This is a genomic window from Georgenia satyanarayanai (genome assembly GCF_023715365.1).
Taxonomy (GTDB): Bacteria; Actinomycetota; Actinomycetes; order Actinomycetales; family Actinomycetaceae; genus Oceanitalea; species Oceanitalea satyanarayanai_B.
On sequence record NZ_JAMBNZ010000003.1, the window covers coordinates 235092 to 257092 of the forward strand.

Consider the following 22001-nt stretch of genomic DNA (forward strand, 5'->3'; position numbering starts at 1 on the left):
TCAGCCGCCGACGTCGTGCAGGTGGTGCAGGACGTCGTGGAGGAAGTACTGGCTCAGCGTGCGCACGGTGAAGGGCGAACCGTTGCTGCGCAGCCCGCTGCGCTCCCACCGGTCTTCGGGGACGCCGGCGAAGTCCGCTCCGACGGCTCGCGCGTTCGCGGCCAGCTCCTCGGCGACCGCCGCCGGCTCCTGCTCGCCGTACCGTCCCGCGACGGCTGCGGCGTCCTGGTCCCAGTTCGGGAAGGTCGGGTCCTCCTCGGTGAGGACGAGGTGGAGCCGCTCGCGGAACACCGCGCACACGTCCCGCACGTGCGCCGCGTACTCCAGCGGTGACCACGTGCGCTCGTCCGGGCGCCGCGCGACGTCCGGGCGGCGCAGCACCGCCTCCCAGCGCACGACGGCGTCCTCGAGCACCTGCGCCGTCGTCGCCGGCGTGTGCGCGGCTGCCTCGGTGCCGCACTCGGGGCAGGGGCGCTGCAGCACCCACGTCCAGTCCTTGGTGTCCGGGTCGATCGCCATGCCCCGCATCGTCCCGCGCGCGGCCAGAGGCGTCCAGTAGCCTCACGGGACCACCGCGGGAGGGAGACGACATGAAGGCGCTCGTCGTGTACGAGTCCCACTTCGGCAACACCGGCCGGGTGGCCCGGGCCGTGGCCGAGGGGCTGCGCACCGGCGCCGACGTCGAGGTGCTCGACATCGCGGACGCCCCGCAGCTCAGTGAGGTCGATGTCGACCTCCTCGTCATCGGCGCCCCCACCCACGTCCTCGGCCTCAGCCGGCCGGACTCCCGCCGCGAGGCGATGGAGCGCGCCGGGGAGGACGAGGAGCCGCGGCCAGGTGTCCGCGAGTGGCTCGAGGAGGCCGGCGAGCTCACCGTGCCGGTCGCCGTCTACGACACCCGCACCCACGAGTCGAAGCTTCCCGGCAGCGCCGCCCGCGCCGTCGTGCGGCGGCTGCGGCAGCGCAAGGTGCCGGTCGTGGCACCCCCCGAGCACTTCGCCGTCCACGGCAGCGAGGGGCCGTTGGCCGACGGGGAGGAGGAGCGTGCCACCGAGTGGGGCCGCGGGCTCCTCATCCTCCCCGGCGCCTAGGCGAAGCGCGTCTCCGGCACGTTCGTCAGGGACGGGTCGCGCACGACCGAGTCCCCGAGGATCTCGTCGATCCGGGTGAGGATCTCGGCCGGCAGCTCCACCCCGGACGCCGCGACGTTCTCGGCGACCTGCTCGGGGCGCGAGGCGCCGATGATCGCGGCGGAGACGCACGAGTTCTGCAGCACCCACGCGACCGCGAGCTGCGCCATCGACAGGCCCAGGTCCTCCGCGACGGGACGCAGCTCCTGGACGCGGGTGAGGAGGACGTCGTCGTGCACGTCGCGGTCGATCATCTGGGCGCCGCCCTTGGAGTCCGCGGCCCGCGAGCCGTCCGGGACGGCCTGGCCGGGTCGGTACTTCCCGGTGAGGATGCCCTGCGCAACAGGGGAGAAAACGATCTGCCCGATGCCGAGCTCGCGCGAGGCCGGAACGACCTCCTCCTCGATGACCCGCCACAGCATCGAGTACTTCGGCTGGTTCGAGACGAGCTGGAAGCCGAGCTCGCGGGCCATGGCGTGGCCCTCGCGGAGCTTGTCCGCCGGCCACTCCGAGACGCCGATGTACAGGGCCTTGCCCTGGCGGACGATGTCGGCGAAGGCCTGCATCGTCTCCTCGAGCGGGGTCTCGACGTCGTACCGGTGGGCCTGGTAGAGGTCGACGTAGTCGGTGCGCAAGCGGCGCAGGGACCCGTCGATGCCGTCTCGGATGTGCTTGCGGGACAGGCCGGTGTCGTTGGGGCCCTTCTTCCCGATGGGGAAGTAGACCTTGGTGAAGATCTCGAGCTCGTGGCGTGGGAGGCCGGCGAGCGCGTCGGCCAGCACCTCCTCCGCGCGGGTGTTGGCATAGGTGTCGGCGGTGTCGAAGCTCGAGATGCCGGCGTCCAGCGCGGCGTGGACGCAGCGCGTGGCGACGTCGTTCTCCACCTGCGAGCCGTGGGTGAGCCAGTTGCCGTAGACGATCTCCGAGATCTTCAGACCGCTGTTGCCGAGGTACCTGTACGCGACCATGGTCACAACCTACCGGCCCCGCGGCGCCGGCCCGTCACCCGCCGCCTGAGACGGCATTCTCATATACCGGTCACGTCCAGTACGCTTCGACGACGCGAAAACGTGCCCCTGGAAGGACCTCCCGATGACGCGCACCTCCCTCCGACTGGCCGGTGCCCTGGCCGCCACCGCCCTCCTCCTCGCCGCCTGCGGAAACGACGGCGGCTCCAGCGACGGCAGCACCCCGGGCGACGACGCCCAGACCTACTCGATCGGTGTCACACAGATCGCCGCGCACCCCTCGCTCGACGCCTCCCTCGTCGGCTTCAAGGCCGCCCTCGAGGACGCCGGGCTCGACGTCGAGTACGACGAGGAGAACGCCCAGGGCGACCAGTCCACCGCCATCTCGATCGCGAGCGGCTTCGCCTCCGCCGGGCACGACCTCGTCCTGGCGATCGCCACGCCCACCGCGCAGGCGGCCGCGCAGGCGATCACCGACGTCCCGATCCTCATCACCGCCGTCACCGAGCCGGAGGCCGCGGGCCTCGTCGACAGCTGGGAGGCGCCCGGTGCGAACCTCACCGGCACGAGCGACCTCAACCCGGTCGCCGAGCAGCTCGGACTGCTCGCCGAGATCGCGCCGGACGCCCAGACCGTCGGCATCGTCTACAGCTCCGGCGAGGTGAACTCCGAGGTGCAGGTCGAGCTGGCCCAGGAGGCCGCGGCCGAGCTCGGCCTGGAGGTCAAGACCGCCGCGATCACCAACTCCGGTGAGGTGCAGCAGGCCGCCGACTCCCTCGACGTCGACGCCTTCTACGTGCCCACCGACAACACCGTCATCCAGTCCTTCGAGGCCCTGCTCCAGGTGGCCGAGTCGAAGTCCATCCCGCTCGTGTCCGCCGACGGCGACACCGTGGAGCGCGGCGCGATCGCCACCTACGGCATCGACTACGAGCAGCTCGGCTACCAGACCGGTGAGATGGCCGTGCGCATCCTCACCGAGGGCGCCGACCCGGCCGAGATGCCCATCGAGACGCTCACCGAGTGGCCGCTCGTCGTCAACCCGGCCGCCGCCGAGCGGATGGGCGTGACGCTGTCCGACGAGCTCGTCGGGCGCGCCGACACCGTCATCGAGTAGCACCCGTGTCCGCACTACCCGCAGCCGTCGAGCTCGGCCTCATCTACGCCGTGATGGCGCTGGGGGTCTACCTGACCTTCCGGATCCTCAACTTCCCCGACCTCACGGTGGACGGCAGCTTCACCACGGGCGCTGCGACCGCCGCCGTCCTCATCACGGGCGGCACGCACCCGGCCCTGGCCACGCTCGCCGCGGGCGCGGCGGGGCTGGGGGCGGGCGTCATCACCGGCCTGCTCCACGCGAAGGGCGGGATCAACCCGCTGCTCGCGGGCATCCTCACCCAGATCGGCCTGTACTCGATCAACCTGCGGATCATGGGCGGGGCCAACGTGCCGCTGCTGCGCGAGGACACGCTCATCACGCCGCTGCGCGACAGCGGCCTGCTCGGTGGTGCCGCGGCAATCGGGATCTTCGCGGCGATCGCACTCCTCGTGAAGCTCGCCCTCGACTGGTTCCTCCACACCGACACCGGTCTGGCCCTGCAGGCCACCGGCGACAACGAGGCGATGATCCGCAGCTTCGGTGTCAACACCGACCGCACGAAGATCCTCGGCCTGGCCGTGTCCAACGGGCTCGTCGGGCTCGCCGGCGCGGGCGTCGCCCAGTACCAGGGCTTCGCCGACATCTCGATGGGGATCGGCCTCATCATCGCCGGCCTCGCCTCGGTCATCCTCGGCCAGGCCGTCTTCGGCTCGCGCGTCATCGTCATCTCGACGCTCGCCGTCGTCCTCGGCTCGATCCTCTACCGGGTGGTGATCCAGCTCGCCCTCCAGGTGCCGTGGCTGGAGGCCAACGACATGAAGCTCGTCTCCGCCGTCCTCGTCGTCACCGCGCTGCTCCTGCCGCGGTGGGGCGTGTTCCGGCGGGTGGGCGCCCTGCGCTCGCTGCGCCGGACGGCAGCGACGACCACGACGACGGCGGGAGGCCAGTGACCATGCTCGCCATCGACTCGGTCACCAAGACCTTCTTCCCCGGCACCCCGAACGAGCGGGTCGCGCTCGCCGGGATCTCCCTGCGCCTGGCGCCGGGTGAGTTCGCCACCGTCATCGGCTCCAACGGCGCGGGCAAGTCGACGCTCCTCAACACCGTCGCCGGCCGGATCAGCCCCGACTCGGGCACCATCACCGTCGACGGCGACGACGTCACGCGCCTGCCCGACCACCGCCGCGCCGCGCACGTGGGCCGGGTATTCCAGGACCCGCTCGCCGGCACGGCCCCGGACATGACGATCGAGGAGAACCTCGCGATCGCCTACGCCCGCGGCAAGACGCGCGGCCTGCGGCTGGGGGTCACCCGCACCAAGCGGGACTTCTTCCGCACCGAGCTCACCTCCCTCGAGCTGGGCCTGGAGAACCGGCTCAAGATGAAGGTCGGCCTGCTCTCCGGCGGTCAGCGTCAGGCGCTGTCGCTGCTCATGGCGACCTTCAGCGAGCCGAAGATCCTCCTCCTCGACGAGCACACCGCCGCCCTGGACCCCCAGCGCGCGGACCTCATCACGCGCCTCACCGCCGAGGCCGTCGAGCGGCACCACCTCACCACGCTCATGGTCACCCACAACATGGACCAGGCCCTGCGGGTGGGCACGCGGCTCATCATGATGCACGAGGGCCGGGTGGTCGTCGACATCGCCGGCGAGCGCAAGGACCGCGCGACCGTCCCGGACCTGCTCAGCGCCTTCGCCCAGGCCGGCGCCGGCCTCGACGACCGCACCCTCCTCCAGTAGCCGCGCTCAGCGCTGCACCCGCCGGCCGGTGACCGTCGTCATCGGCACGGCGACGGGCACGGTGGACGGCAGGTCGGCCCAGACGTCCGCGTCCGGGGCACCCGGGTTGACGAGCGGATCGCCGACGAGGTGCGCCCGCCCGGTCACGGTCACCGACCAGCCGGCCCGCGCCTCCTCGTCGAAGTGGCCCGCCGCGAGGGTGATGAGCCGCCCCTCGACCACGGCGGTGAGCGAGCGGCCGTAGACGCTGTGGACGACGATCTCGGTGGCGTGCAGGGCGAAGTTCACCGGCACCATGTGGACGGCGCCGTCGGCACAGTGGGCGAGCCAGGCCACGGACACCTGCTCGAGCAGGCGGCGGCAGGCGCGCGGTCCCAGGACCTCGAGCGACATCTCGGCTCCCGTCGGCGGGCCTCCAGCATCTCACCGACCGCTCCCCGGCGGGCCGGGTTGCGCGAGGGGTGTCAGGCAGGCTCGGTGACGTCGGCGACCTGGGCGTCCAGCGCCGTCACGAGGGCAGCGCCGTCGACCGTCGCGGCGACGCCGTGGGCGCCGGCGCCGATCGAGACGGTGCCCCGCACGCGCTCGTCGGCGACGACCGGCCAGGCGTGCCGGGCCCCGAGGGGCGTGATGGTCCCGCGCTCGTAGCCGGTGACCTCGCGGGCCGTGGCGGCGTCGGGCATGGACAGGCGGCTGACGCCGAGCAGCGCCCGCAGCCTGGGCCACGAGATCGTGCGGTCACCGGGGACGAGCACGAAGAGGTAGTCCTCCACCGCGCGCCGCACGACGATCGTCTTGATGACCGCCGCGGGATCGACGCCGCGGGCCGCGGCGGCCTCCTCCAGGCTGCCCACTGGCCCGTGCCGGGTGACGGTGTGAGCCAGGCCGGCGGCCTCCAGCGCGGCGACGGCCTGCGCCTCGCCCGGGCCGGCGGCGCTCACGAGGCGCTGCGCGCGACCGAGAGCGGGTCGCGCCCGGCGGGCCGGGGGGTGCGGCCCACCGGCTGCGGCGGCGCGGGCAGCAGCGGCTCGCGCCGCTGGACCGGGCGCGTCACCGGCTGCCCGGCCCGCACGAGCACCTCCTCGTCGTAGACCCGCATCGACATCCCCTCCCCGTTCCCGCTCAGCAGCGTGCACGTCACCTCGTCGTGGGTCGCCTCCACCTTGACCGCCATGCCGTGCCAGAGCACGCGGAAGGCGAGCCGCGTCACCGAGGCCGGCAGCGCCGGCGCCACGCACAGCTGGTCCCCGCGCTCCCGCATCCCGCCGAAGCCGTCGACGAGAGCCGTCCACGCACCGGCCGAGGAGGCGATGTGCAGGCCCTGGTCGGTGTTGCCCTGGAGGTCGCGCAGGTCGACGAGCGCCGCCTCGTGGAGGTAGGCGTGCGCGAGGTCGAGGTGGCCGACCTCCGCGCACATGACGGCCTGCGTGCAGGCCGACAGCGAGGAGTCCCGGACGGTGCGACGCTCGTAGTAATCGAGGTTCCACGCCTTGTCCTTGGCGGTGAACTTTTCCCCGCACCAGTGCATGGCGAGGACGAGGTCGGCCTGCTTGACCACCTGCTTGCGGTACAGCTGGAAGTAGGGCGCGTGGAGCATGAGCGGGTAGCGCGTCTCGCCGTCGTGGAAGTCCCACTCCCCGTACCTGGTGAAGCCCTCGCACTGCGGGTGGACGCCGAGCTCGGCGTCGTAGGGGATGTGGACGGCGGCGGCCGCGGCCCGCCACGCCTCCCGCTCGTCGTCGTCCACCCCGAGGGCGCCGGCGATGTCCGGGTTGCGCTCGCACGTCGCGTCCGCCGAACGCAGGTTCCGCGCGGCCATGAGGTTGGTGAAGACGTTGTCGTCGATGACGGCGGTGTACTCATCGGGGCCGGTGACGCCCTGGACGTGCCAGGCGCCGGAGCGGTCGTGGTGGCCCAGCGACATCCACAGGCGGGCCGTCTCGACGAGCACCTCGGCGCCGCACTCACGGTCCAGGCTGTCGTCGCCGGTGGTGAGGCGGTAGTACTCGAAGGCACGCGCGACGACGGCGTTGAGATGGAAGGCGGCGGTGCCGGCCGGCCAGTACGCCGAGGTCTCCTCCCCCTGGATGGTGCGCCACGGGAAGGCCGCGCCGGCCAGCCCGAGGGTCGCGGCGCGCGCCCGTGCCAGCGGCAGCGTCGAGGCACGCCAGCGCAGCGCGTCGGCCGCCGCGGTGGGGGCCGTCATGACGAGCACGGGCAGGACGAAGCCCTCGACGTCCCAGAAGGTGTGGCCGTTGTAGCCCGTCCCCGTCAGCGCCTTGGCCCCGATGGCGCGGCCCTCGGCCCGCGCACCCGCCTGGAGCACCTGGAAGAGGCAGAAGCGCACGGCCTGCTGGAGGATCGGGTCGCCGTCGACCTCGACGTCGGCCGAGCCCCAGAAGTCGTCGAGGTAGGCGCGCTGGTCGCGGACGAGGGAGTCCCAGCCGGCGTACCGCGCGCTCGTGAGCGCGGCGGCCACCTGGTCACGCAGGGCGTGCTCGCTGCGGGTGCCCGACCAGCCGTAGGCGACGTTCTTCACCACCCGCAGCCGCTCACCGGGCGCGAGGACGGTGACGACGGTGGTCCGGGCCCAGTCGTCGCGCACCTCGTGCTCCACCTCGTACTGGTGGGGGCACTCGATGTCGTGGTCCATCCCCGCGGCGACGAGCAGCCCGCTCGTGCGGGTGCGGTGGAGGAGGATCGCGCCGTCCTGCTCGACGTCCTGGGCGACGGCGGAGAGCGGGTCCTGGAGCGCGGCGGCCACGCGCGGGTCGCCGTCGTCGGCCTCCGAGGGTGTCTCGTTGGCGACGAGCTGGGACTGGACGATGACGCGTGCCGGCCCGTCGACGGGCTCCACCTCGTACGCGATGGCGGCGACGGCCCGGTGGGTGAGGGAGACGAGCCGGGTGGAGCGCACGACGACCCGGCGCCCGGCCGGGGAGATCCACTCCGTCTCCCGGCGCAGGGTCCCGGCACGCAGGTCGAGGACGCGCTCGTGGGAGACGACCTCGCCGTAGCGCATGTCGAAGGGCTCGTCGTCGACGAGGAGACGGATGAGCTTGCCGTTGGTGACGTTGACGATCGTCTGCCCGGACTCGGGGTACCCGTAGCCGCCCTCGGCGTAGGGCAGCGGGTGGTGCTCGAAGAAGCCGGACAGGTAGGTGCCCTGCTGGACCACCGGCTCGCCCTCGTCGAGGTTGCCCCGCATCCCGAGGTGGCCGTTGGACAGCGCGAAGAGCGACTCCATCCGTCCGAGGGTCTGGAGGTCCAGACCGCGCTCGCGCAGGCACCAGGGCTCGACCGGGAGGGTCGGACCCGTCACAGGAGCTCCTCGAGGTCCGCGACGACGACGTCCGCGCCCTGCTCCCGCAGCGCGTCGGCCTGCCCCAGGCGGTCGACGCCGACGACGTAGCCGAAGCCACCGGCCCGGCCCGCCGCGACGCCCGCGAGCGCGTCCTCGACGACCGCAGCCTCCGGCGGGGTCAGCCCCAGGCGGCGGGTGGCCTCGAGGAAGGTGTCCGGCGCCGGCTTGCCGGGCAGGTCGAGGGCGTGCGCCACCGAGCCGTCGACGAGGACGTCGATGCGGTCCTCCAGGCCCGTGACGTCCAGGACGAGCGCCGCGTTCGCGCTGGAGGAGACGACGGCGCACGGCAGTCCCGCCTCGCGCGCGGCGTCGAGGTAGCGCAGGGAGCCGGGGAACACCTCGACGCCCTCGGTCGTGATGAGCTTGAGGACGCGCTCGTTCTTGCGGTTGCCGATGCCGTTGAGGGTCTCCCGCTCGGGGCTGTCCGCGGGGGTGCCGTAGGGCAGGGTGATGTCGCGGCTCCCGAGGAAGTCACGCACGCCGTCGACGCGTCGCTTCCCGTCGACGTGGGCGGCGTACTCGGCCACCGGGTCGAAGGGGACGAAGGGCTCGCCCGTGCGGCCGGCATGGTCCCGGAGGAACTCGTCGAAAGTCTCCGTCCACGCCCGGGCATGGAGGGCGGCGGTCTGGGTGAGGACGCCGTCGAGGTCGAACAGGAGGGCACGCACGCTGTCGGGTAGGCCGAGCACCACTTCTCCTTCGTTTGGAGGTCCGCCCCAGCCTTACAGGCTTCGGCTGGACGCGCGCCTCGTTGGGCTCAGCGGAGGCGGACGGGGGCGACGGCGTAGCCGCCGACCGGGGGCAGCGCGCGCTCACGCGGCCGGTCGGGGTCCGGGTCCACCGACGTCGTCGCGGCGAGGACGGCGCGGGTGAGCGCCCGCAGCTCGAGGGTGGCGAGCGGGCGTCCGGGGCACACGTGCCGCCCGATGCCCCACACGAGGTTGTAGGGGGCGTTGCGCTCGGGCGCGAAGTCGTCCGGGTCGCCGAAGACCCGCGGGTCGCGGTTGGCCGCCGTCCAGCTGAGGTGGACGCGGTCCCCGGCGGCGATCTCGCGGCCGGCGAGCGTGACGGCCTCGGTCGCGACCCGCCGGTTGCTGACGAAGGGGTCGTCGATCCGGAGGATCTCGTCGAGGACCGCGTTCAGCTCGCGGTCCGACACCCCGGACCGCAACCGGTCCTGCAGCGGCGGGTGGTCGGCGAGGTGGCTGAGGACGACGCCGGCGCACAGGGCCATCGAGCCGAGGTCACCGCCGGTCCAGTTGCGCAGGAGGGAGACGATCTCCTCGTCAGTCAGCGGGCGTCCGTCCACGCGGTCGCGGACGAGCTCGGTCGTCACGTCGTCGGGAGCGTCCGCGCCGGCCTGCCGGCGCGCGTCGGTGAGGGAGCGGATGATCGCGTCGAAGCGCGCGGCGACCTCGGCGGTGCGGGCGCGGTCGCCCGAGCGGCTCGCGGCGTGGTTGTCGGCCATCCACCGGAGCAGCTCGTCCTCGAGCTCGGCCGGCCAGCCCAGCCAGGCGCACTGGGCGCGCACCGCGAAGCGCGCACCGACCGCGACGGCGTCGACCGCTCCCGGCACGTCGAGGCCCGCGACGAGCTCGGTGGCGACCCGCTCGACCGCCGGCTCGAGGGCGCGCATCCGCTCCGGCGTGAAGTACCGGTCGACGACGGCGCGGTAGGCGGTGTGGGTGGGCCCGTCCAGGCCGTTGGGCACCTGGAGGAAACGGGAGACGCCGTTGGAGAAGGTGCGGTCGTCCAGCGCGGCGGTGGTGACCGCGGCGTGGGAGAAGAAGGTCCAGTCCCCGGCCGGCCCGCGCGCCACGGGGCAATGCCCGCGCATCTCGTCGTAGGCGGCCAACGGGTCACGCCGCACCCGCGGCCCGCGCGGGTTCCAGTCCGGGGCCGGGGTGGTGCCGGGTGCCGTGCTCAGCTCGTCCGTCGGAAGGTGCTCAGTCATCCGGCCATTCTCCCAACGCGCCCGCCCGTCACCGTCCCAACCTCCGCATATGGGTGAATCTGGTGCACAACGAGGCGCACCGGCCGCAGAATCCGCGCATATGTGCGGGGTGGGGTGCGGTGGTGGTTACGGGAGGCGCTCGAGCCGCTCGGCGACGTCGACGAGGACGTCGAGGTAGCGGTCCAGCTCGGTGAGGAGCGGCTCGCCGGGGAGCCAGCCGAGGACGACGCCCCGCTCCACCCGCAGCGACAGCCCCGTCGGGGCGCGCTCGCCCAGCCACGCGCCGCCCTCGGCGCCCAGCTCCTCGGCGGGGACGCCGCCGGTCATCATCTGTGCCACCGGCACCGCGGCGTGCAGCTCGACGGTGAGGACGTGGGCGACCTCGCGCGGCGGCGCCGTCCCGAGGCGGAAGGACGTCGCCTCCCGGCCGCGGTACTCCCCCGCGACGGCGTCCTCCACCTCCCGCTCCGGTGCCGCGAAGGGCGGGCACTGCCAGCGGCCGAGCACCTCCGGGGCGGCGCCGAGCACCCGCCAGCCACGCGGCGCGGCCCAGACCTCCAGCCGCTCGGTGCGGCGGACGGCGCTGCCAAGCCGCCGGCGCGAGCGTGCCAGCAGCAGCGCCGGCACCGCGACGACCGCCACGAGGAGGAGGAGCACGAGCGTCTCGTTCACCCGGGCACCACCGCGACGTGCTCGGCGGCCACCCGCACCCGGGCGGTCCGCGGCACGGCACCGTCGGCCGGGAGGCGGACCACGGCCCCCTGGCCGTCGGGCAGCGTGACGTCCAGCTCGCGCTCCCCGCGGCGCACCCGCCACCCGCGGACGGGGACCGGCTCGCCGTCGTCGTCGGGGACGAGCGCGCGCGGGCCCAGGGCGAGGCGCACCGCGCCGCCCGCACCGGCGGGCAGCAGCGTGACGGCGCCCAGTGGCCCCAGCACCCGCCCGTCGGCGACGACGGCGTCGACGACCGGCCCGTAGCCGAGGAACCGCGCCACCTCCTCGCTCGCGGGCGCGCGCCACAACCGCTCGGGCGTGTCGGACTGCAGGACGCGGCCGCGGGCCATGACGGCGATGCGGGAGGCGACCGTGAAGGCCTCGTCGTGGTCGTGGGTGACGTAGACGGCGGTCGTGCCCGTCGCGTGGATGATGTCGCGGAGCTCGCCGGCGAGGTGCTCACGCAAGGAGCGGTCCAGGGAGGAGAGCGGCTCGTCGAGCAGGAGCAGCCGCGGGCGCGGCGCCAACGCACGCGCGAGGGCCACCCGCTGCTGCTCGCCGCCCGAGAGCGTCGTCACCGGGCGCTCACCGTAGTCCCGCAGGCCCACGAGGCGCAGCAGCTCGGCGACGCGCGCCTCGCGCTCGGCGCGCGGCAGCCCGGCGATCCCGTAGGCGATGTTCCCCGCGACGTCGCGGTGCGGGAAGAGCTGGCCGTCCTGGAACATGAGCCCGAAGCCGCGCCGGTGCACGGGCACGGCCGCGAGGTCGTCCCCGTCCCAGCGCACCTGCCCCGCGGTGAGCGGCTCGAGCCCGGCCACCGCCCGGAGCAGCGAGGACTTCCCGCAGCCGGAGGGCCCGAGCAGCGCGAGCACCTCACCGGCGGGGACGTCGAGGCTGACGTCGTCCACCGCCGTCGGGCCGCCGGGGTAGGTGAGGACCGCCTCGCGGACCTCCAGTCCGTTCACCACGTACCCATCCTGTCTCCTCGGAGCCGTTCGGCCAGCATCATGACGCCGGCGGTGAGGGTGGCCAGGACGACGGACGCCGCGAGCGCCATCCCGTAGTTCTCGGCGCCGGGGCGGCCGATGAGCCGGAAGATGACGACCGGCAGCGTGGGGCTCTCGGGGCGGGAGAGGAAGGCGGTGGCGCCGAACTCCCCGAGCGAGACCGCGAAGGCGAAGCCCACCGCGAGGCCGAGGCCACGGACGAGGAAGGGACCGTCGACGGTCGCGAGCACGCGTCCGGGGGACGCCCCGAGGACGGCCGCCGCCTCCCGCAGCCGCGGGTCGATCGCCCGGAGGACGGGCAGCACGGTCCGCACGACGAGCGGCACCGCGACCACCGCCTGGGCGATCGGCACGATGAGCGCCGAGCCGCGCAGGTCGAGGGGCGGGGAGTCGAGGGTGATGAGGAAGCCGAAGCCGACCGTCACCGCGGACACCCCGAGCGGGAGCATGAAGACGGCGTCGAGCACCCCCAGCGCCCGGCGCCCGCCCGGCGAGCGCGGCCGGCGGGAGACGACGAGCGCGACGAGCGTGCCGACGACGACGGCGATGACGGTCGCGTCCACGGCCGCGCGCAGGGAGTTGAGGGCCGCCTCCCACACGGTGACGGTGAGGGCGTTGGTGCCGCCCGTCGTCGCCAGCCGGCGGTAGTTGCCCAGGCCCCAGCCCTCGGGAGTGCGCAGCGAGCCGGCGAGGAGGTGGGCGAGCGGCAGGACGAGCAGCCCGAGGACGACGACGGCGGTGAGGGCTGTGGCGGGCGCGTCCGGTCCCGGCCGCCCGGCCTGGCGCAGCCGCAGCGGGTGGGTGGCGGAACGGTCGGCGCGCAGGTGGAGGGAGCGGTCGTAGTGCCGGCGGGCGCGGGAGGCGAGGAGCAGGGCGGCGCCGACGACGAGGAGCTGGAGCACCGAGAGCACGGCAGCCGCCCGCAGGTCGAGGAACTGGGTGGTCTGGATCCACACCTCGGTCTCGATCGTCCCGTAGCGCAGCCCGCCCATGGTCAGGACGACCCCGAAGGACGTGGCGCAGAAGAGGAAGACGACGGCGCCCGCCGAGACGACGGCCGGGGCGAGCGCGGGCAGGGTCACCGTGCGGAACGCCCGCCACGGGGAGGCGCCGAGGCTGCGGGCCGCCTCCTCGGCGCGCGGGTCGAGCCGCTCCCACAGCGCCCCGACGGTGCGCACGACGAGCGCGTAGTTGAAGAACACGAGCGCCGCGACGACCGCCGCGAAGGTCCCGTCGATGCCGAGGAAGCCGAGCGGTCCGGTCTCCACGAGAAGTGAGCGGAAGGCGACGCCCACGACGACCGTCGGCAGCACGAAGGGCACCGTGACGAAGCCGCGCACGAGCCGGCGGCTCCGGAAGCGGCAGCGGTAGAGCACGTAGGCGCCCGGGACCCCGAGGAGCAGGGCGGCCACGGTCGCGGTGAGTGACTGGCCGACCGTGATCCCGATGACCCGCCACGTCCGCCGCCGCGAGAGCACCTCGGAGATGCCGCCGAGGTCGAGGGTGCCGCCGGGAACGAAGCCGCGCGCGACCATCGTCGCGACCGGCCACAGGAAGAAGACGGAGAGGAACGCGAGCGGCACCCCGGCGCCGAGCACCCAGGCGAGCGCGCCCGCCTGGCTGCGCCGGGTCAGCCGACGACGATCTCGGTCCACGTCTCGATCCACCGGTCCCGGTTGTCGGTGATGGCCTGCGGCTCCACCTCGTGGGGCGCCGGGCTCACCGGGGCGTGGTCCGCCCACTCCTGGGGCAGCGCGACGCCGTCGAGCACGGGGTACATGAACATGCTGCCCGGGATGTCGGCCTGGACCTCGGGCGAGAGGAGGAAGTCGACGAACTCCTGGGCGCCCTCGACGTTCTCGGCCCCGGCCAGCACGCCGGCGTACTCGGTCTGGCGGAAGCAGGTCTCGAGCAGCGCTCCCGTCCGCGGCGCGGCGCCGTCCTCGGGCACCTCCGCGGCGGGTGAGGAGGAGTAGGACACGACGAGCGGCCGCGGCCCGGCGCCCTCGGAGCCGGAGAAGTCGACGTAGTAGGCGTCGGACCAGCCTTCGACGACCCGCGCGCCGTTGGCCGTGAGGTCACGCCAGTACTGCTCCCACCCGTCCTCGCCGAAGGCGCCGACGGTCGCGAGGAGGAAGGCGAGCCCGGGCGACGACGTCGCGGGGTTGGTCACCACGAGCAGGTCGGCGTAGGTCGGGTCGGTGAGGTCCTCGAGCGTCTGTGGCTCGGGGACACCGTGCTCCCGGAACCACTCGTGGTCGACGTTGACGCACACGTCCCCGAAGTCGACGGCGGTGAGGGCGTCCTCCATCGCGGTCTCGACGGCGTCCGGGGAGCGGTAGGGCTGGAGGACGCCCTCCTCGACGGCTCGCGCCGCGAAGGAGTTGTCGATGCCGTAGACGACATCCCCCAGCGGGTTGTCGCGGGTGAGGACGAGCTGGTTGACGAGGGCGCCGCCGTCGCCGGGGGTGATCTGCTCGACGGTGTAGCCGGTGCGCTCCTCGAAGCCGGCGAGGAGCCCCTCGCTGAGGGTGAAGGAGTCGTGGGTGACGACGCGGAGCACGTTCGTGTCCTCGCCGCCTCCCCCGCTCGAGACGGTGGCGCTGCACGCCGCCAGGGCGAGCGTCGCGACGAGCCCGGCGGCCACGGTGCGGGTGCGGTGGGTGGTCATGCGTCCTCCTCAGGTGCAAGGAGGGGTCCGGGTGCGGGGCCACCGCATCCCGGGGAGAGAATCCCGACTTCCTTCGCCGGTGCTAGCCGGAGCAGGTTCGAGGGTCTGCGGACTCACCGCACTCTCAGCACCGTCCGGTGCTCCCCTGTCGTTCGCTCCCGATGCTACCTCGCGGCCAGGTGTGCGCGGTACCAGCGGCCCCGTTAGGTTTGTCCCCAGCCCTCAAGGATGGAGTGACATGGACATCGGGTGGAAGATCGTCAGCACGGGGTCGGCAGTCCTTGCCGGTCTGCTCGCCAACAAGCTCCTCGACATCGGGTGGAAGGCCGTCACCGGGCACGAGCCGCCCGGTGACGACAACGACGACCCCGCGGTCAGCCTCACCGAGGTCGTCGTGTTCGCCGCGGTCAGCGGCGCCGTCATCGGGCTGAGCCGGCAGCTGGCGCAGGCCGGCGCGGCGAAGTGGTACGGCGGGCCGGTGGAGAAGAAGTCCCCCAGCCCGGTCACCGGGCCGTAGCGGACCCGCGCCTCAGCCGTCCGCGGGCGAGGTGCCGCGCGCCTCGCGGCCCTCGTCCGCGCGGGCCGCGTCCTTCTCCCGCTCGAGCTCGAGCCGGTCGAGCTCGTCGAGCTTCTCGGCCCGTTCGAGGTCCTCGGTGAGCTCGTCGACGACGAGCAGCGAGTGGTCGACCTTGCCGGTGCGGTAGCCGGCGCGGCTCAACATGTGCGCGGAGATCGGCCCCGTGACGAGCTGGAACGCGACGACGAGCAGCAGGGTGATCCCCGCGGTGACGCTGCGCAGCTCGATCCCCAGGCCGAGCATGAGGAGCATGAGGCCGAGCACCTGCGGCTTGGTCGCCGCGTGCATGCGGGAGAGCAGGTCGGGGAAGCGGACGATGCCCAGACCCGCGACGAGCGCGAGCAGCGACCCGCTGATGAGCAGGAACCCGGCGACGACGTCGAGGACGGTGTCGGTGGTCATCGGTCCCTCCTGCGGTGTTCCTCGTCGTCGTCGGACTCGACGGAGACGATGACCGAGCCGCTGTCCTCGTCCTCGTCGGCGCCCGGCCCACCCTCGTGCTCCGCGTCGCGCTGCGAGAGGATGTCCTCGAGCTCGTCCTTGGTGAGGATGCGGCCCTCCTCCGCCGACTCCGCCGCGGCGAACCGGGCGATGGAGACGGAGCCGATGAAGCCGACGAGGGCGAGGACGATGAGCACGGGGACGAGGTCGCCGCGCTTGGTCACCGCGGCGATGAGCGCGACCGTGCCGATGATGACGGCCGTCGTGACGTCCACCCCGAGGATGCGGTCGAACATGCTCGGCCCGCGCTCGACCCGGGACAGCGACAAGACGCCGGCGGCCAGCAGGACGGCGAAGCAGATGACGTAGACGACGGTCATGACCCCTCCTCCCGCCGGGCGTCCATGTCGCGGTCGACGCGGTCCCCGGAGCGGCTGCGCTGCTTGCCGGCACGCGCGGAGCTGCCCGGCGTCAGGCCCGCCTCGATGAGCTCCTCGCGGCTGCCGAAGGCGCGCAGGATGCGCTCCTCCTGGTCGAGGACGGCCTGGTGAGCGCGCTCGAGGCCGCCGTGCATGTCGACGTCGAGGATGTGGTGGTAGAGCGTCCCGGTGATGCGGTGCGCCTCGATGACGACGGACCCGGGCACGAGAGAGGTCATGCCGGCAACCATCGTGAGGTAGACGTCGTTGTGGCTGCGCAGGCGCACCCGGATGACCGCACCGTGCGGCGGCTCGCGGCGCACGGCGAGGGCCGCGACCTCGACCGACGCCTTGATGACGTCCCACAGGAAGTAGCCGAGGAGGAGCACGACGCCCCAGGGCCGGAAGCGGCCGTCGAAGGGCGTGCTGGGCAGCGGGAGCACCGCGGTGACGAGGACGGCGAGAAAGGCGCCGATGACGACGTTGGCGAGGCTGAGGTCGCCCCAGAGGGCGACCCACACGAGAGTGAGCCACAGGAGGATGCCCCAGTTGGCTCGGGGCCGGAACCGGCCACGCGGGCGGTGCTCCTGTGGCTGGTGATCGGCGATGTGCGGGCTCACGGCACCTCCTCCCGGGTCTCCTGCTCGTCGCTGATCTGGCCCGACTCGCCGTTGCGCTCGGCCTCCTCGGTGAGGTCCGAGGACTGGCCCGAGCCGCGCCGGCCGTCGGGCAGGACCGTCGAGACGTACGGAGTCTGCTCCCGCAGGTCGCTGGCCGCGCGGTCGGTGTAGTCGAACAGCGGCCCGGCCACGACGGTGAAGGCGAGGGACATCGCGACGAGCGCGGCCGTGGGCCCGACCATCGAGCGGGGGGTGGAGGTGTCCGGCAGCGGCTCGGGGGCCTCCTGCCAGAAGGCCTGGTTCCACGCCTTGCTCACGGCGTAGAGCGTGAGCAGGCTCGTGACGAGCGCGGCGGCGACGAGCGTCCAGTCCAGGGCGCCGCCGCGCTGCGCGCCGGCCTCGATGAGGCCGACCTTGCCGAGGAAGCCGGACATCGGCGGGATGCCGGCGAGGTTCATCGCCGGCACGAAGTACAGGACGGCGAGGAGCGGCGCGACCCGCGCGAGGGAGCCGAGCTTGGCGAGGGACGTCGTGCCGCCCCGGCGCTCGATGAGGCCCGCGACGAGGAAGAGCGCCGTCTGGACGGTGATGTGGTGGACGACGTAGAAGATCGCCGCGGAGAGCCCCGCCTCCGTCGACATCGCGATGCCCCACACCATGTAGCCGATGTGGCTGACGAGGGTGAAGGACAGGAGCCGTTTGATGTCCTGCTGCGCGACGGCGCCGAGGATCCCGATGACCATCGTGAGGAGCGCGAGGACCATGAGGACGTCGTCGGCCCGGCCGCCCGGGAAGAGCAGCGTCTGCGTCCGGATGATCGCGTAGACGCCCACCTTGGTGAGCAGGCCGGCGAACACCGCGGTGACCGGGGCGGGCGCCGTCGGGTAGGAGTCGGGCAGCCACGCGTGCAGCGGGAAGATGGCCGCCTTGATCCCGAAGGCGACGAGCAGCATGAGCTGGAGGACGAGCTGGGTCCCCGGGTCGATCTCCGAGAGGCGCTGGGACAGCTGCGCGAGGTTGACCGTGCCCGTGGCGGCGTAGATGAGCGCGATCGCCGCGAGGAAGAGGATCGAGGAGAGGATCGAGACGACGATGTAGACGGTGCCCGCCCGCACCCGCTCGCGGGACCCACCCAGGGTGATGAGGACGAAGCTCGAGACGAGGAGGATCTCGAAGCCGACGTAGAGGTTGAAGAGGTCCCCGGTGAGGAAGGCGTTGGAGACGCCCGCGGAGAGGATGAGGTACGTCGGGTGGTAGATCGCCACCGGTGCGCCCTCGTCGCCGTCGGCGTTGCCCTGTGCCAGCGAGTACAGGAGCACCCCGAGGGTGACGGCGACGGACACGACGAGCAGGAGTGTCGAGAGCCGGTCCGCGACGAGCGCGATGCCCACGGGGGCGGCCCAGCCGCCGACGTCGACGGCCATCGGGCCGTCGTTGGCGAGGACGAGCAGCGCGATCGCGACGCCGAGCACCGTGGTGAGCGCGGTGAGCGTGACGATCCGCTGGACGTGGGGGAACCGGGCGAGCGCGAGCGCCAGCCCCGCTGCGACGAGGGGGATGAGGACAGGCAGCGGCAGGAGGAAGCTCATCGCAGCTCCTCGTCGTCCAGGCCGATGCCCGGACGACGGCGCCTGGGGCCGCTGCTGTGGGGCAGGACGAGGGTCTCGTCCCGGGACAGGGCGGCGTCCTCGGCCAGCGAGGTGCCGGCGTCGTCGGTGCTGCGGGCGGGCACCTCGTTGCTCTCCGCGAGCCGGACGATCCGGCGGTCCTCGAGGTCGTCCTGCACCTCGTCGTGGCCGTTGAGCTGCCAGGCACGGTAGGCGACGGACAGGAGGAAGGCGGTGAGCCCGAGGGTGATGACGATGGCGGTGAGCACCATGGCCTGCGGCAGCGGGTCGCTCATGTTCTCGGGCGCGGTCGTCCCCACGAGCGGGGGCCCGCCGGCGCGGCCGCTGGCGACGAGGAACATGACGTTGACCCCGTTGGAGATCATGGAGACGCCGATGATGATGCGCGTGAGGCTGCGCTCGAGGAGGAGGTAGACGCCGGCACCCACGAGGACGGCGATGAGCACGATGAGCGCGAGGCTCGGCGAGGTGTCGATCATCGGGGCTCTCCGTCCGTGGGGCGCGGGTTGCCGACCCACCCGGCGGGCGCGGCCTCGGGCGCGGCGTCGTCGGAGGTGACCTCCGGGGAGTCGAAGGGCACGTCCGGCGCGACGTCTCCCTCCCGCTCGCCCTGGCGGTCCACCTCGGCACCGAGGGTGCGGAGGATGTCGAGGACGAGACCGACGACGACGAGGTAGACGCCGACGTCGAAGAAGATCGTCGTCACGAGCTTGAGCTCGCCCATCGGGCCCAGGTCCGCCTCGATGAGGGCCGACTGGAGCACATCCCCGCCGAAGAGCAGCGGGATGGCACCGGCGCCGGCGGAGAGGAAGAGGCCGGAGCCGAGGATCCAGCCGGCCTGGACCGGGAGCGCCTCGCCCAGCTCGTAGCGACCGCCGGCCAGGTAGCGCACGGTGAGCGCGATGCCTGCGACGAGGCCGCCCGCGAAGCCGCCGCCGGGCTGGTTGTGCCCGGCGAAGAGCAGGTAGAGGGAGAAGATCACCATCGTGTGGAAGACGAGGCGGGTGCCGACCTCGAAGATGACCGAGCGCCGCTGCGGCGCGAGGGTCGGGATGGCGCTGAGCCACTGGCGGCCGCGGCCCGCCGGACCTGCCTCCTCGCCCCGCTCGGTCATCCGGCGGTAGAGGCTGACGTTGCGGTCGGGGACAGGCGTCTCCCACACCCTGGCCTGCCGAGGGTCGCTCAGCTTGGTCGCGCGGTCGATCTTGATCGCCCGCGCGCGGAGGAAGATGAGCGAGGCGACGCCGGTGGCCGCGGCGAGCAGCACCGAGATCTCGCCCATCGTGTCCCAGGCGCGGATGTCGACGAGGGTGACGTTGACGACGTTGCGCCCGTAGCCGTACTCGTAGGCCTCCTTGGCGAAGTCGACCGAGACGGGCACGTGGATCCTGGAGCCGGCGGCGACCATGGTGAGCCCGGCGGCGGTGAGGCCGACGATGGCGCCGAGCGCGGCCCGCCACCAGCGGGACGCGGCGAGCGGCCGGTTGGAGAAGTACGCGGGCAGCCGGCGCAGGACGAGGATGAAGACGACGAGCGTGATCGTCTCGACGAGCACCTGGGTGAGCGCGAGGTCCGGGGCACCGTGGATCTCGTAGAGCAGCGCGATGCCGTAGCCGGAGACGCCGAGGAGCAGCACGGCCTTGAGCCGGCGCCGTGCGCGGGCCGCGAGGAGAGCCGCCAGGGCGACGAAGGCGACGACGGCCGCCTGCACGCCGTTGTCCCACAGCCGCACGTCGGTCGGCAGGATGCCGAAGGCGATGGCCGCACCGCCGGCGAGGACGACCGTCACGGTGAGGATGATCGACAGGTAGGCGGGCAGCGAACCACGCTGGGTGACGGCGGTGACGTCCGCCGCGAAGCGCTCAGTGCCGCGGATGATCCGGCGATAGACCCCCGCGGCGCCGTCGAACTCCCACAGCGCGCCCTGGAGCCGCTCGACCGGTGCACGCCAGAGGAAGAGCACGACGCCGACGGCGACGACGAGCAGCGTGAGGTAGAGCGCCGGGCCGAAGCCACCCCAGAGGGTGAGGTGGCCGGGCTCGCCGGGGTAGCCGTCGGCGTGGGGGGCGAGCACGCGCTCGACGCCACCGGGCAGGAAGCCGACGACGACGCCGGCGACGGCGAGCACGGCGGCCGGGGTGACGATGAGCCGCGAGGTGCGCTGCGCGGAGGAGAGCTCGACCCCCGGCTTGCTCGCGAAGGCGCCCCACATGAAGCGCATCCCGTAGGCGAAGGTGAGGATCGACCCGAGGACGATGAGGACGAGCGCGGCGGCGCCGAGGCCGCCGGGGGTGTGGAGCATCGACTCGAGCGCGGCCTCCTTGGCCACGTAGCCCAGCGTGACGGGCAGCCCCACCATCGACGCCGTCGCGAGCGCCGCGGACGCCGCCGTCAGCGGCATGCGTCGGGCCAGCCCCGTCAGCTCGCGCAGGTCACGGGTGCCCACGGACCAGTCGATCGTCCCGACGACGAGGAAGAGGGAGGCCTTGAACATCGCGTGCGCGGCGAGCAGGCCCAGGCCGGCGAGCGCCGCGGCCCGGGTGCCGAAGCCGACGAGGAGGATGATGAAGCCGAGCTGACTGACCGTACCGAAGGCGAGCAGGAGCTTGAGGTCGTGCTGGCGAAGCGAGCGGTAGCCACCGAGCAGGAGGGTGCCCCCGCCGAGGAGGAGCACCGCCCAGCGCCACAGGGGCACGTCGGCGAAGCCGGGGGCCAGGCGGGCGACGAGGTAGACACCGGCCTTGACCATCGCGGCGGCGTGCAGGTAGGCGCTGACCGGCGTCGGCGCAGCCATGGCCGACGGCAGCCAGAAGTGGAAGGGCAGCAGCGCCGACTTCGTCACCGCGCCGAGCAGGACGAGCGCGACGGCCACCTCGACGATCGCGCCCCCGGGCGGGGACGCGACGAGCTCGCTCAGCGAGTAGCTCCCGCCCTCGACCTCACCCAGGGCGATGAAGCCGGCGAGCATCGCCAGCCCGCCGAAGGTCGTGAGGACGAGCGCCTGGACCGCCGCACGCCGCGAGCTCTGCCGGTCGTGGTAGTGCCCGATGAGGAGGAAGGAGGTGATGGTGGTGAGCTCCCAGAAGACGTACAGGAGCAGCGTGTTGTCGGTCGTCACCAGGCCGAGCATCGAGCCGGCGAAGGCGACGAAGACGCCGGCGAAGCGCCCGAGTCCCTGCGCAGTGGCCGAGAAGTAGGCGGCGCAGTAGACGAGGACGAGGGCACCGACCCCACCGACGAGCAGCACCATGAGCCAGGACAGGGTGTCGAGCCGGAAGGTGAGGTGGAGGTCGAGCGCCGGCACCCACGAGACGTCGACGACGGGGTGGTCCCCGCGCAGCACGGCGCTGCCGTGCGCGGCCGCCCAGGCAGCGGCCGAGGCGGGGACGAGCGCGAGGACGAGGAAGAAGCGGCGCCCCCACAGGCGCATGCACGCAGGCGCGACCACAGCCACCACGAGGTGGAGGATCAGCAGCTGCAGCACCGGCGGCTCCGTGTGTTGTCGTCGATCGGGTCCACGCCGGCCGTACCCACGCAGAGCGAGCCCCGGACGTACGCGGCTCGCGCAGCGGGGGGACGCCAGCACTGTACCAACCGGCCGTCGGGCCCCGTCCGCGAGAGGACGGAGGAACCGGTCACACCGACGCGGTTGTGAATCGGTTGCGGAC

22 protein-coding genes and 1 riboswitch are annotated in these 22001 nt (G+C 73.1%); of the genes, 5 read left to right on the forward strand and 17 right to left on the reverse strand.

The genetic code is table 11. From position 1 onward, the window contains the following. Positions 1-519, reverse strand: a complete 519-nt coding sequence (locus M3148_RS05275; RefSeq protein WP_251303641.1) for a DinB family protein — start codon at positions 517-519, stop codon at positions 1-3. Between the two features lie 71 nt (positions 520-590). Between M3148_RS05275 and M3148_RS05280 the strand changes: the two genes are divergently transcribed. Beyond that, the gene (locus M3148_RS05280; protein ID WP_251303642.1) at positions 591-1091 is read left to right on the forward strand and encodes a flavodoxin family protein; all 501 of its coding nucleotides are present in this window, start codon (positions 591-593) and stop codon (positions 1089-1091) included. On the opposite strand, the gene M3148_RS05285 is transcribed toward M3148_RS05280, so the two are convergent. Next, entirely contained in the window at positions 1088-2098 is a 1011-nt protein-coding gene (locus M3148_RS05285; protein ID WP_251303643.1) for an aldo/keto reductase family protein, read from the reverse strand. The genes M3148_RS05280 and M3148_RS05285 overlap by 4 nt on opposite strands. Before the next feature lie 124 nt (positions 2099-2222). Between M3148_RS05285 and M3148_RS05290 the strand changes: the two genes are divergently transcribed. Genes M3148_RS05290 through M3148_RS05300 form a run of 3 tightly spaced genes read left to right on the forward strand, consistent with a single transcriptional unit; the run spans position 2223 to position 4938 of the window. Further along, positions 2223-3215 carry an ABC transporter substrate-binding protein gene (locus M3148_RS05290; protein ID WP_251303644.1) on the forward strand — a complete coding sequence of 331 codons (993 nt, stop codon included), beginning with the start codon at positions 2223-2225 and terminating at the stop codon, positions 3213-3215. Positions 3216-3220: 5 nt separating this feature from the next. Further along, a complete protein-coding gene (locus M3148_RS05295; RefSeq protein WP_308203213.1) occupies positions 3221-4147 on the forward strand; it encodes an ABC transporter permease in 927 nt (308 codons plus the stop codon). Between the two features lie 2 nt (positions 4148-4149). After that, positions 4150-4938, forward strand: coding sequence for an ABC transporter ATP-binding protein (locus M3148_RS05300; RefSeq protein WP_251303645.1), 789 nt, complete (start codon positions 4150-4152; stop codon positions 4936-4938). A 6-nt stretch (positions 4939-4944) separates the two neighbouring features. On the opposite strand, the gene M3148_RS05305 is transcribed toward M3148_RS05300, so the two are convergent. From M3148_RS05305 to M3148_RS05345, 9 genes are all read right to left on the reverse strand, one after another. Next, positions 4945-5331 carry a pyridoxamine 5'-phosphate oxidase family protein gene (locus tag M3148_RS05305; protein ID WP_251303646.1) on the reverse strand — a complete coding sequence of 129 codons (387 nt, stop codon included), beginning with the start codon at positions 5329-5331 and terminating at the stop codon, positions 4945-4947. A gap of 71 nt (positions 5332-5402) precedes the next feature. After that, positions 5403-5879, reverse strand: a complete 477-nt coding sequence (locus tag M3148_RS05310) for an aminoacyl-tRNA deacylase (RefSeq protein WP_251303647.1) — start codon at positions 5877-5879, stop codon at positions 5403-5405. After that, positions 5876-8260, reverse strand: a complete 2385-nt coding sequence (locus M3148_RS05315) for a glycoside hydrolase family 65 protein (protein WP_251303648.1) — start codon at positions 8258-8260, stop codon at positions 5876-5878. The genes M3148_RS05310 and M3148_RS05315 overlap by 4 nt, the downstream gene beginning before the upstream one ends. Then, on the reverse strand, positions 8257-8991 hold the full coding sequence (locus tag M3148_RS05320; RefSeq protein ID WP_251303649.1) for a beta-phosphoglucomutase family hydrolase: 735 nt from the start codon (positions 8989-8991) through the stop codon (positions 8257-8259). Before M3148_RS05320 ends, M3148_RS05315 begins: the two co-directional genes overlap by 4 nt. Positions 8992-9059: 68 nt before the next feature. Further along, on the reverse strand, positions 9060-10256 hold the full coding sequence (locus M3148_RS05325) for a cytochrome P450 (RefSeq protein WP_251303650.1): 1197 nt from the start codon (positions 10254-10256) through the stop codon (positions 9060-9062). 126 nt (positions 10257-10382) lie between these two features. Continuing rightward, on the reverse strand, positions 10383-10928 hold the full coding sequence (locus tag M3148_RS05330) for a hypothetical protein (protein ID WP_251303651.1): 546 nt from the start codon (positions 10926-10928) through the stop codon (positions 10383-10385). Next, the gene (locus M3148_RS05335) at positions 10925-11938 is read right to left on the reverse strand and encodes an ABC transporter ATP-binding protein (protein WP_251303652.1); all 1014 of its coding nucleotides are present in this window, start codon (positions 11936-11938) and stop codon (positions 10925-10927) included. Before M3148_RS05335 ends, M3148_RS05330 begins: the two co-directional genes overlap by 4 nt. Continuing rightward, positions 11932-13632, reverse strand: a complete 1701-nt coding sequence (locus M3148_RS05340) for an ABC transporter permease (RefSeq protein ID WP_440136900.1) — start codon at positions 13630-13632, stop codon at positions 11932-11934. The genes M3148_RS05335 and M3148_RS05340 overlap by 7 nt, the downstream gene beginning before the upstream one ends. Then, positions 13608-14648 (reverse strand): thiamine ABC transporter substrate-binding protein, encoded by a 1041-nt coding sequence (locus M3148_RS05345; protein WP_251303653.1) that lies wholly within the window; start codon positions 14646-14648, stop codon positions 13608-13610. The genes M3148_RS05340 and M3148_RS05345 overlap by 25 nt, the downstream gene beginning before the upstream one ends. Positions 14649-14699: 51 nt before the next feature. Further along, positions 14700-14805, reverse strand: a riboswitch (TPP riboswitch). An 81-nt stretch (positions 14806-14886) separates the two neighbouring features. Between M3148_RS05345 and M3148_RS05350 the strand changes: the two genes are divergently transcribed. Then, positions 14887-15165, forward strand: coding sequence for a DUF4235 domain-containing protein (locus M3148_RS05350; protein ID WP_251303654.1), 279 nt, complete (start codon positions 14887-14889; stop codon positions 15163-15165). 12 nt (positions 15166-15177) lie between these two features. Here M3148_RS05350 and mnhG read toward each other — a convergent pair whose 3' ends face one another. From mnhG to M3148_RS05380, 6 genes are read right to left on the reverse strand one after another with little or no spacing between them, the layout of a single operon-like run. Continuing rightward, positions 15178-15627: a monovalent cation/H(+) antiporter subunit G gene (gene mnhG, locus M3148_RS05355; protein ID WP_251303655.1), complete on the reverse strand. Its 450-nt coding sequence runs from the start codon at positions 15625-15627 to the stop codon at positions 15178-15180. Continuing rightward, positions 15624-16046, reverse strand: coding sequence for a monovalent cation/H+ antiporter complex subunit F (locus tag M3148_RS05360; RefSeq protein WP_251303656.1), 423 nt, complete (start codon positions 16044-16046; stop codon positions 15624-15626). The genes mnhG and M3148_RS05360 overlap by 4 nt, the downstream gene beginning before the upstream one ends. Beyond that, positions 16043-16705 carry a Na+/H+ antiporter subunit E gene (locus tag M3148_RS05365; protein WP_251303657.1) on the reverse strand — a complete coding sequence of 221 codons (663 nt, stop codon included), beginning with the start codon at positions 16703-16705 and terminating at the stop codon, positions 16043-16045. The genes M3148_RS05360 and M3148_RS05365 overlap by 4 nt, the downstream gene beginning before the upstream one ends. Next, positions 16702-18294: a Na+/H+ antiporter subunit D gene (locus tag M3148_RS05370; protein ID WP_251303658.1), complete on the reverse strand. Its 1593-nt coding sequence runs from the start codon at positions 18292-18294 to the stop codon at positions 16702-16704. The genes M3148_RS05365 and M3148_RS05370 overlap by 4 nt, the downstream gene beginning before the upstream one ends. Then, positions 18291-18812 (reverse strand): Na(+)/H(+) antiporter subunit C, encoded by a 522-nt coding sequence (locus M3148_RS05375; protein WP_251303659.1) that lies wholly within the window; start codon positions 18810-18812, stop codon positions 18291-18293. Before M3148_RS05375 ends, M3148_RS05370 begins: the two co-directional genes overlap by 4 nt. Next, complete coding sequence (locus M3148_RS05380; RefSeq protein WP_251303660.1) at positions 18809-21817, reverse strand: Na+/H+ antiporter subunit A; 3009 nt, start codon at positions 21815-21817, stop codon at positions 18809-18811. The genes M3148_RS05375 and M3148_RS05380 overlap by 4 nt, the downstream gene beginning before the upstream one ends. Positions 21818-22001: the final 184 nt, after the last annotated feature.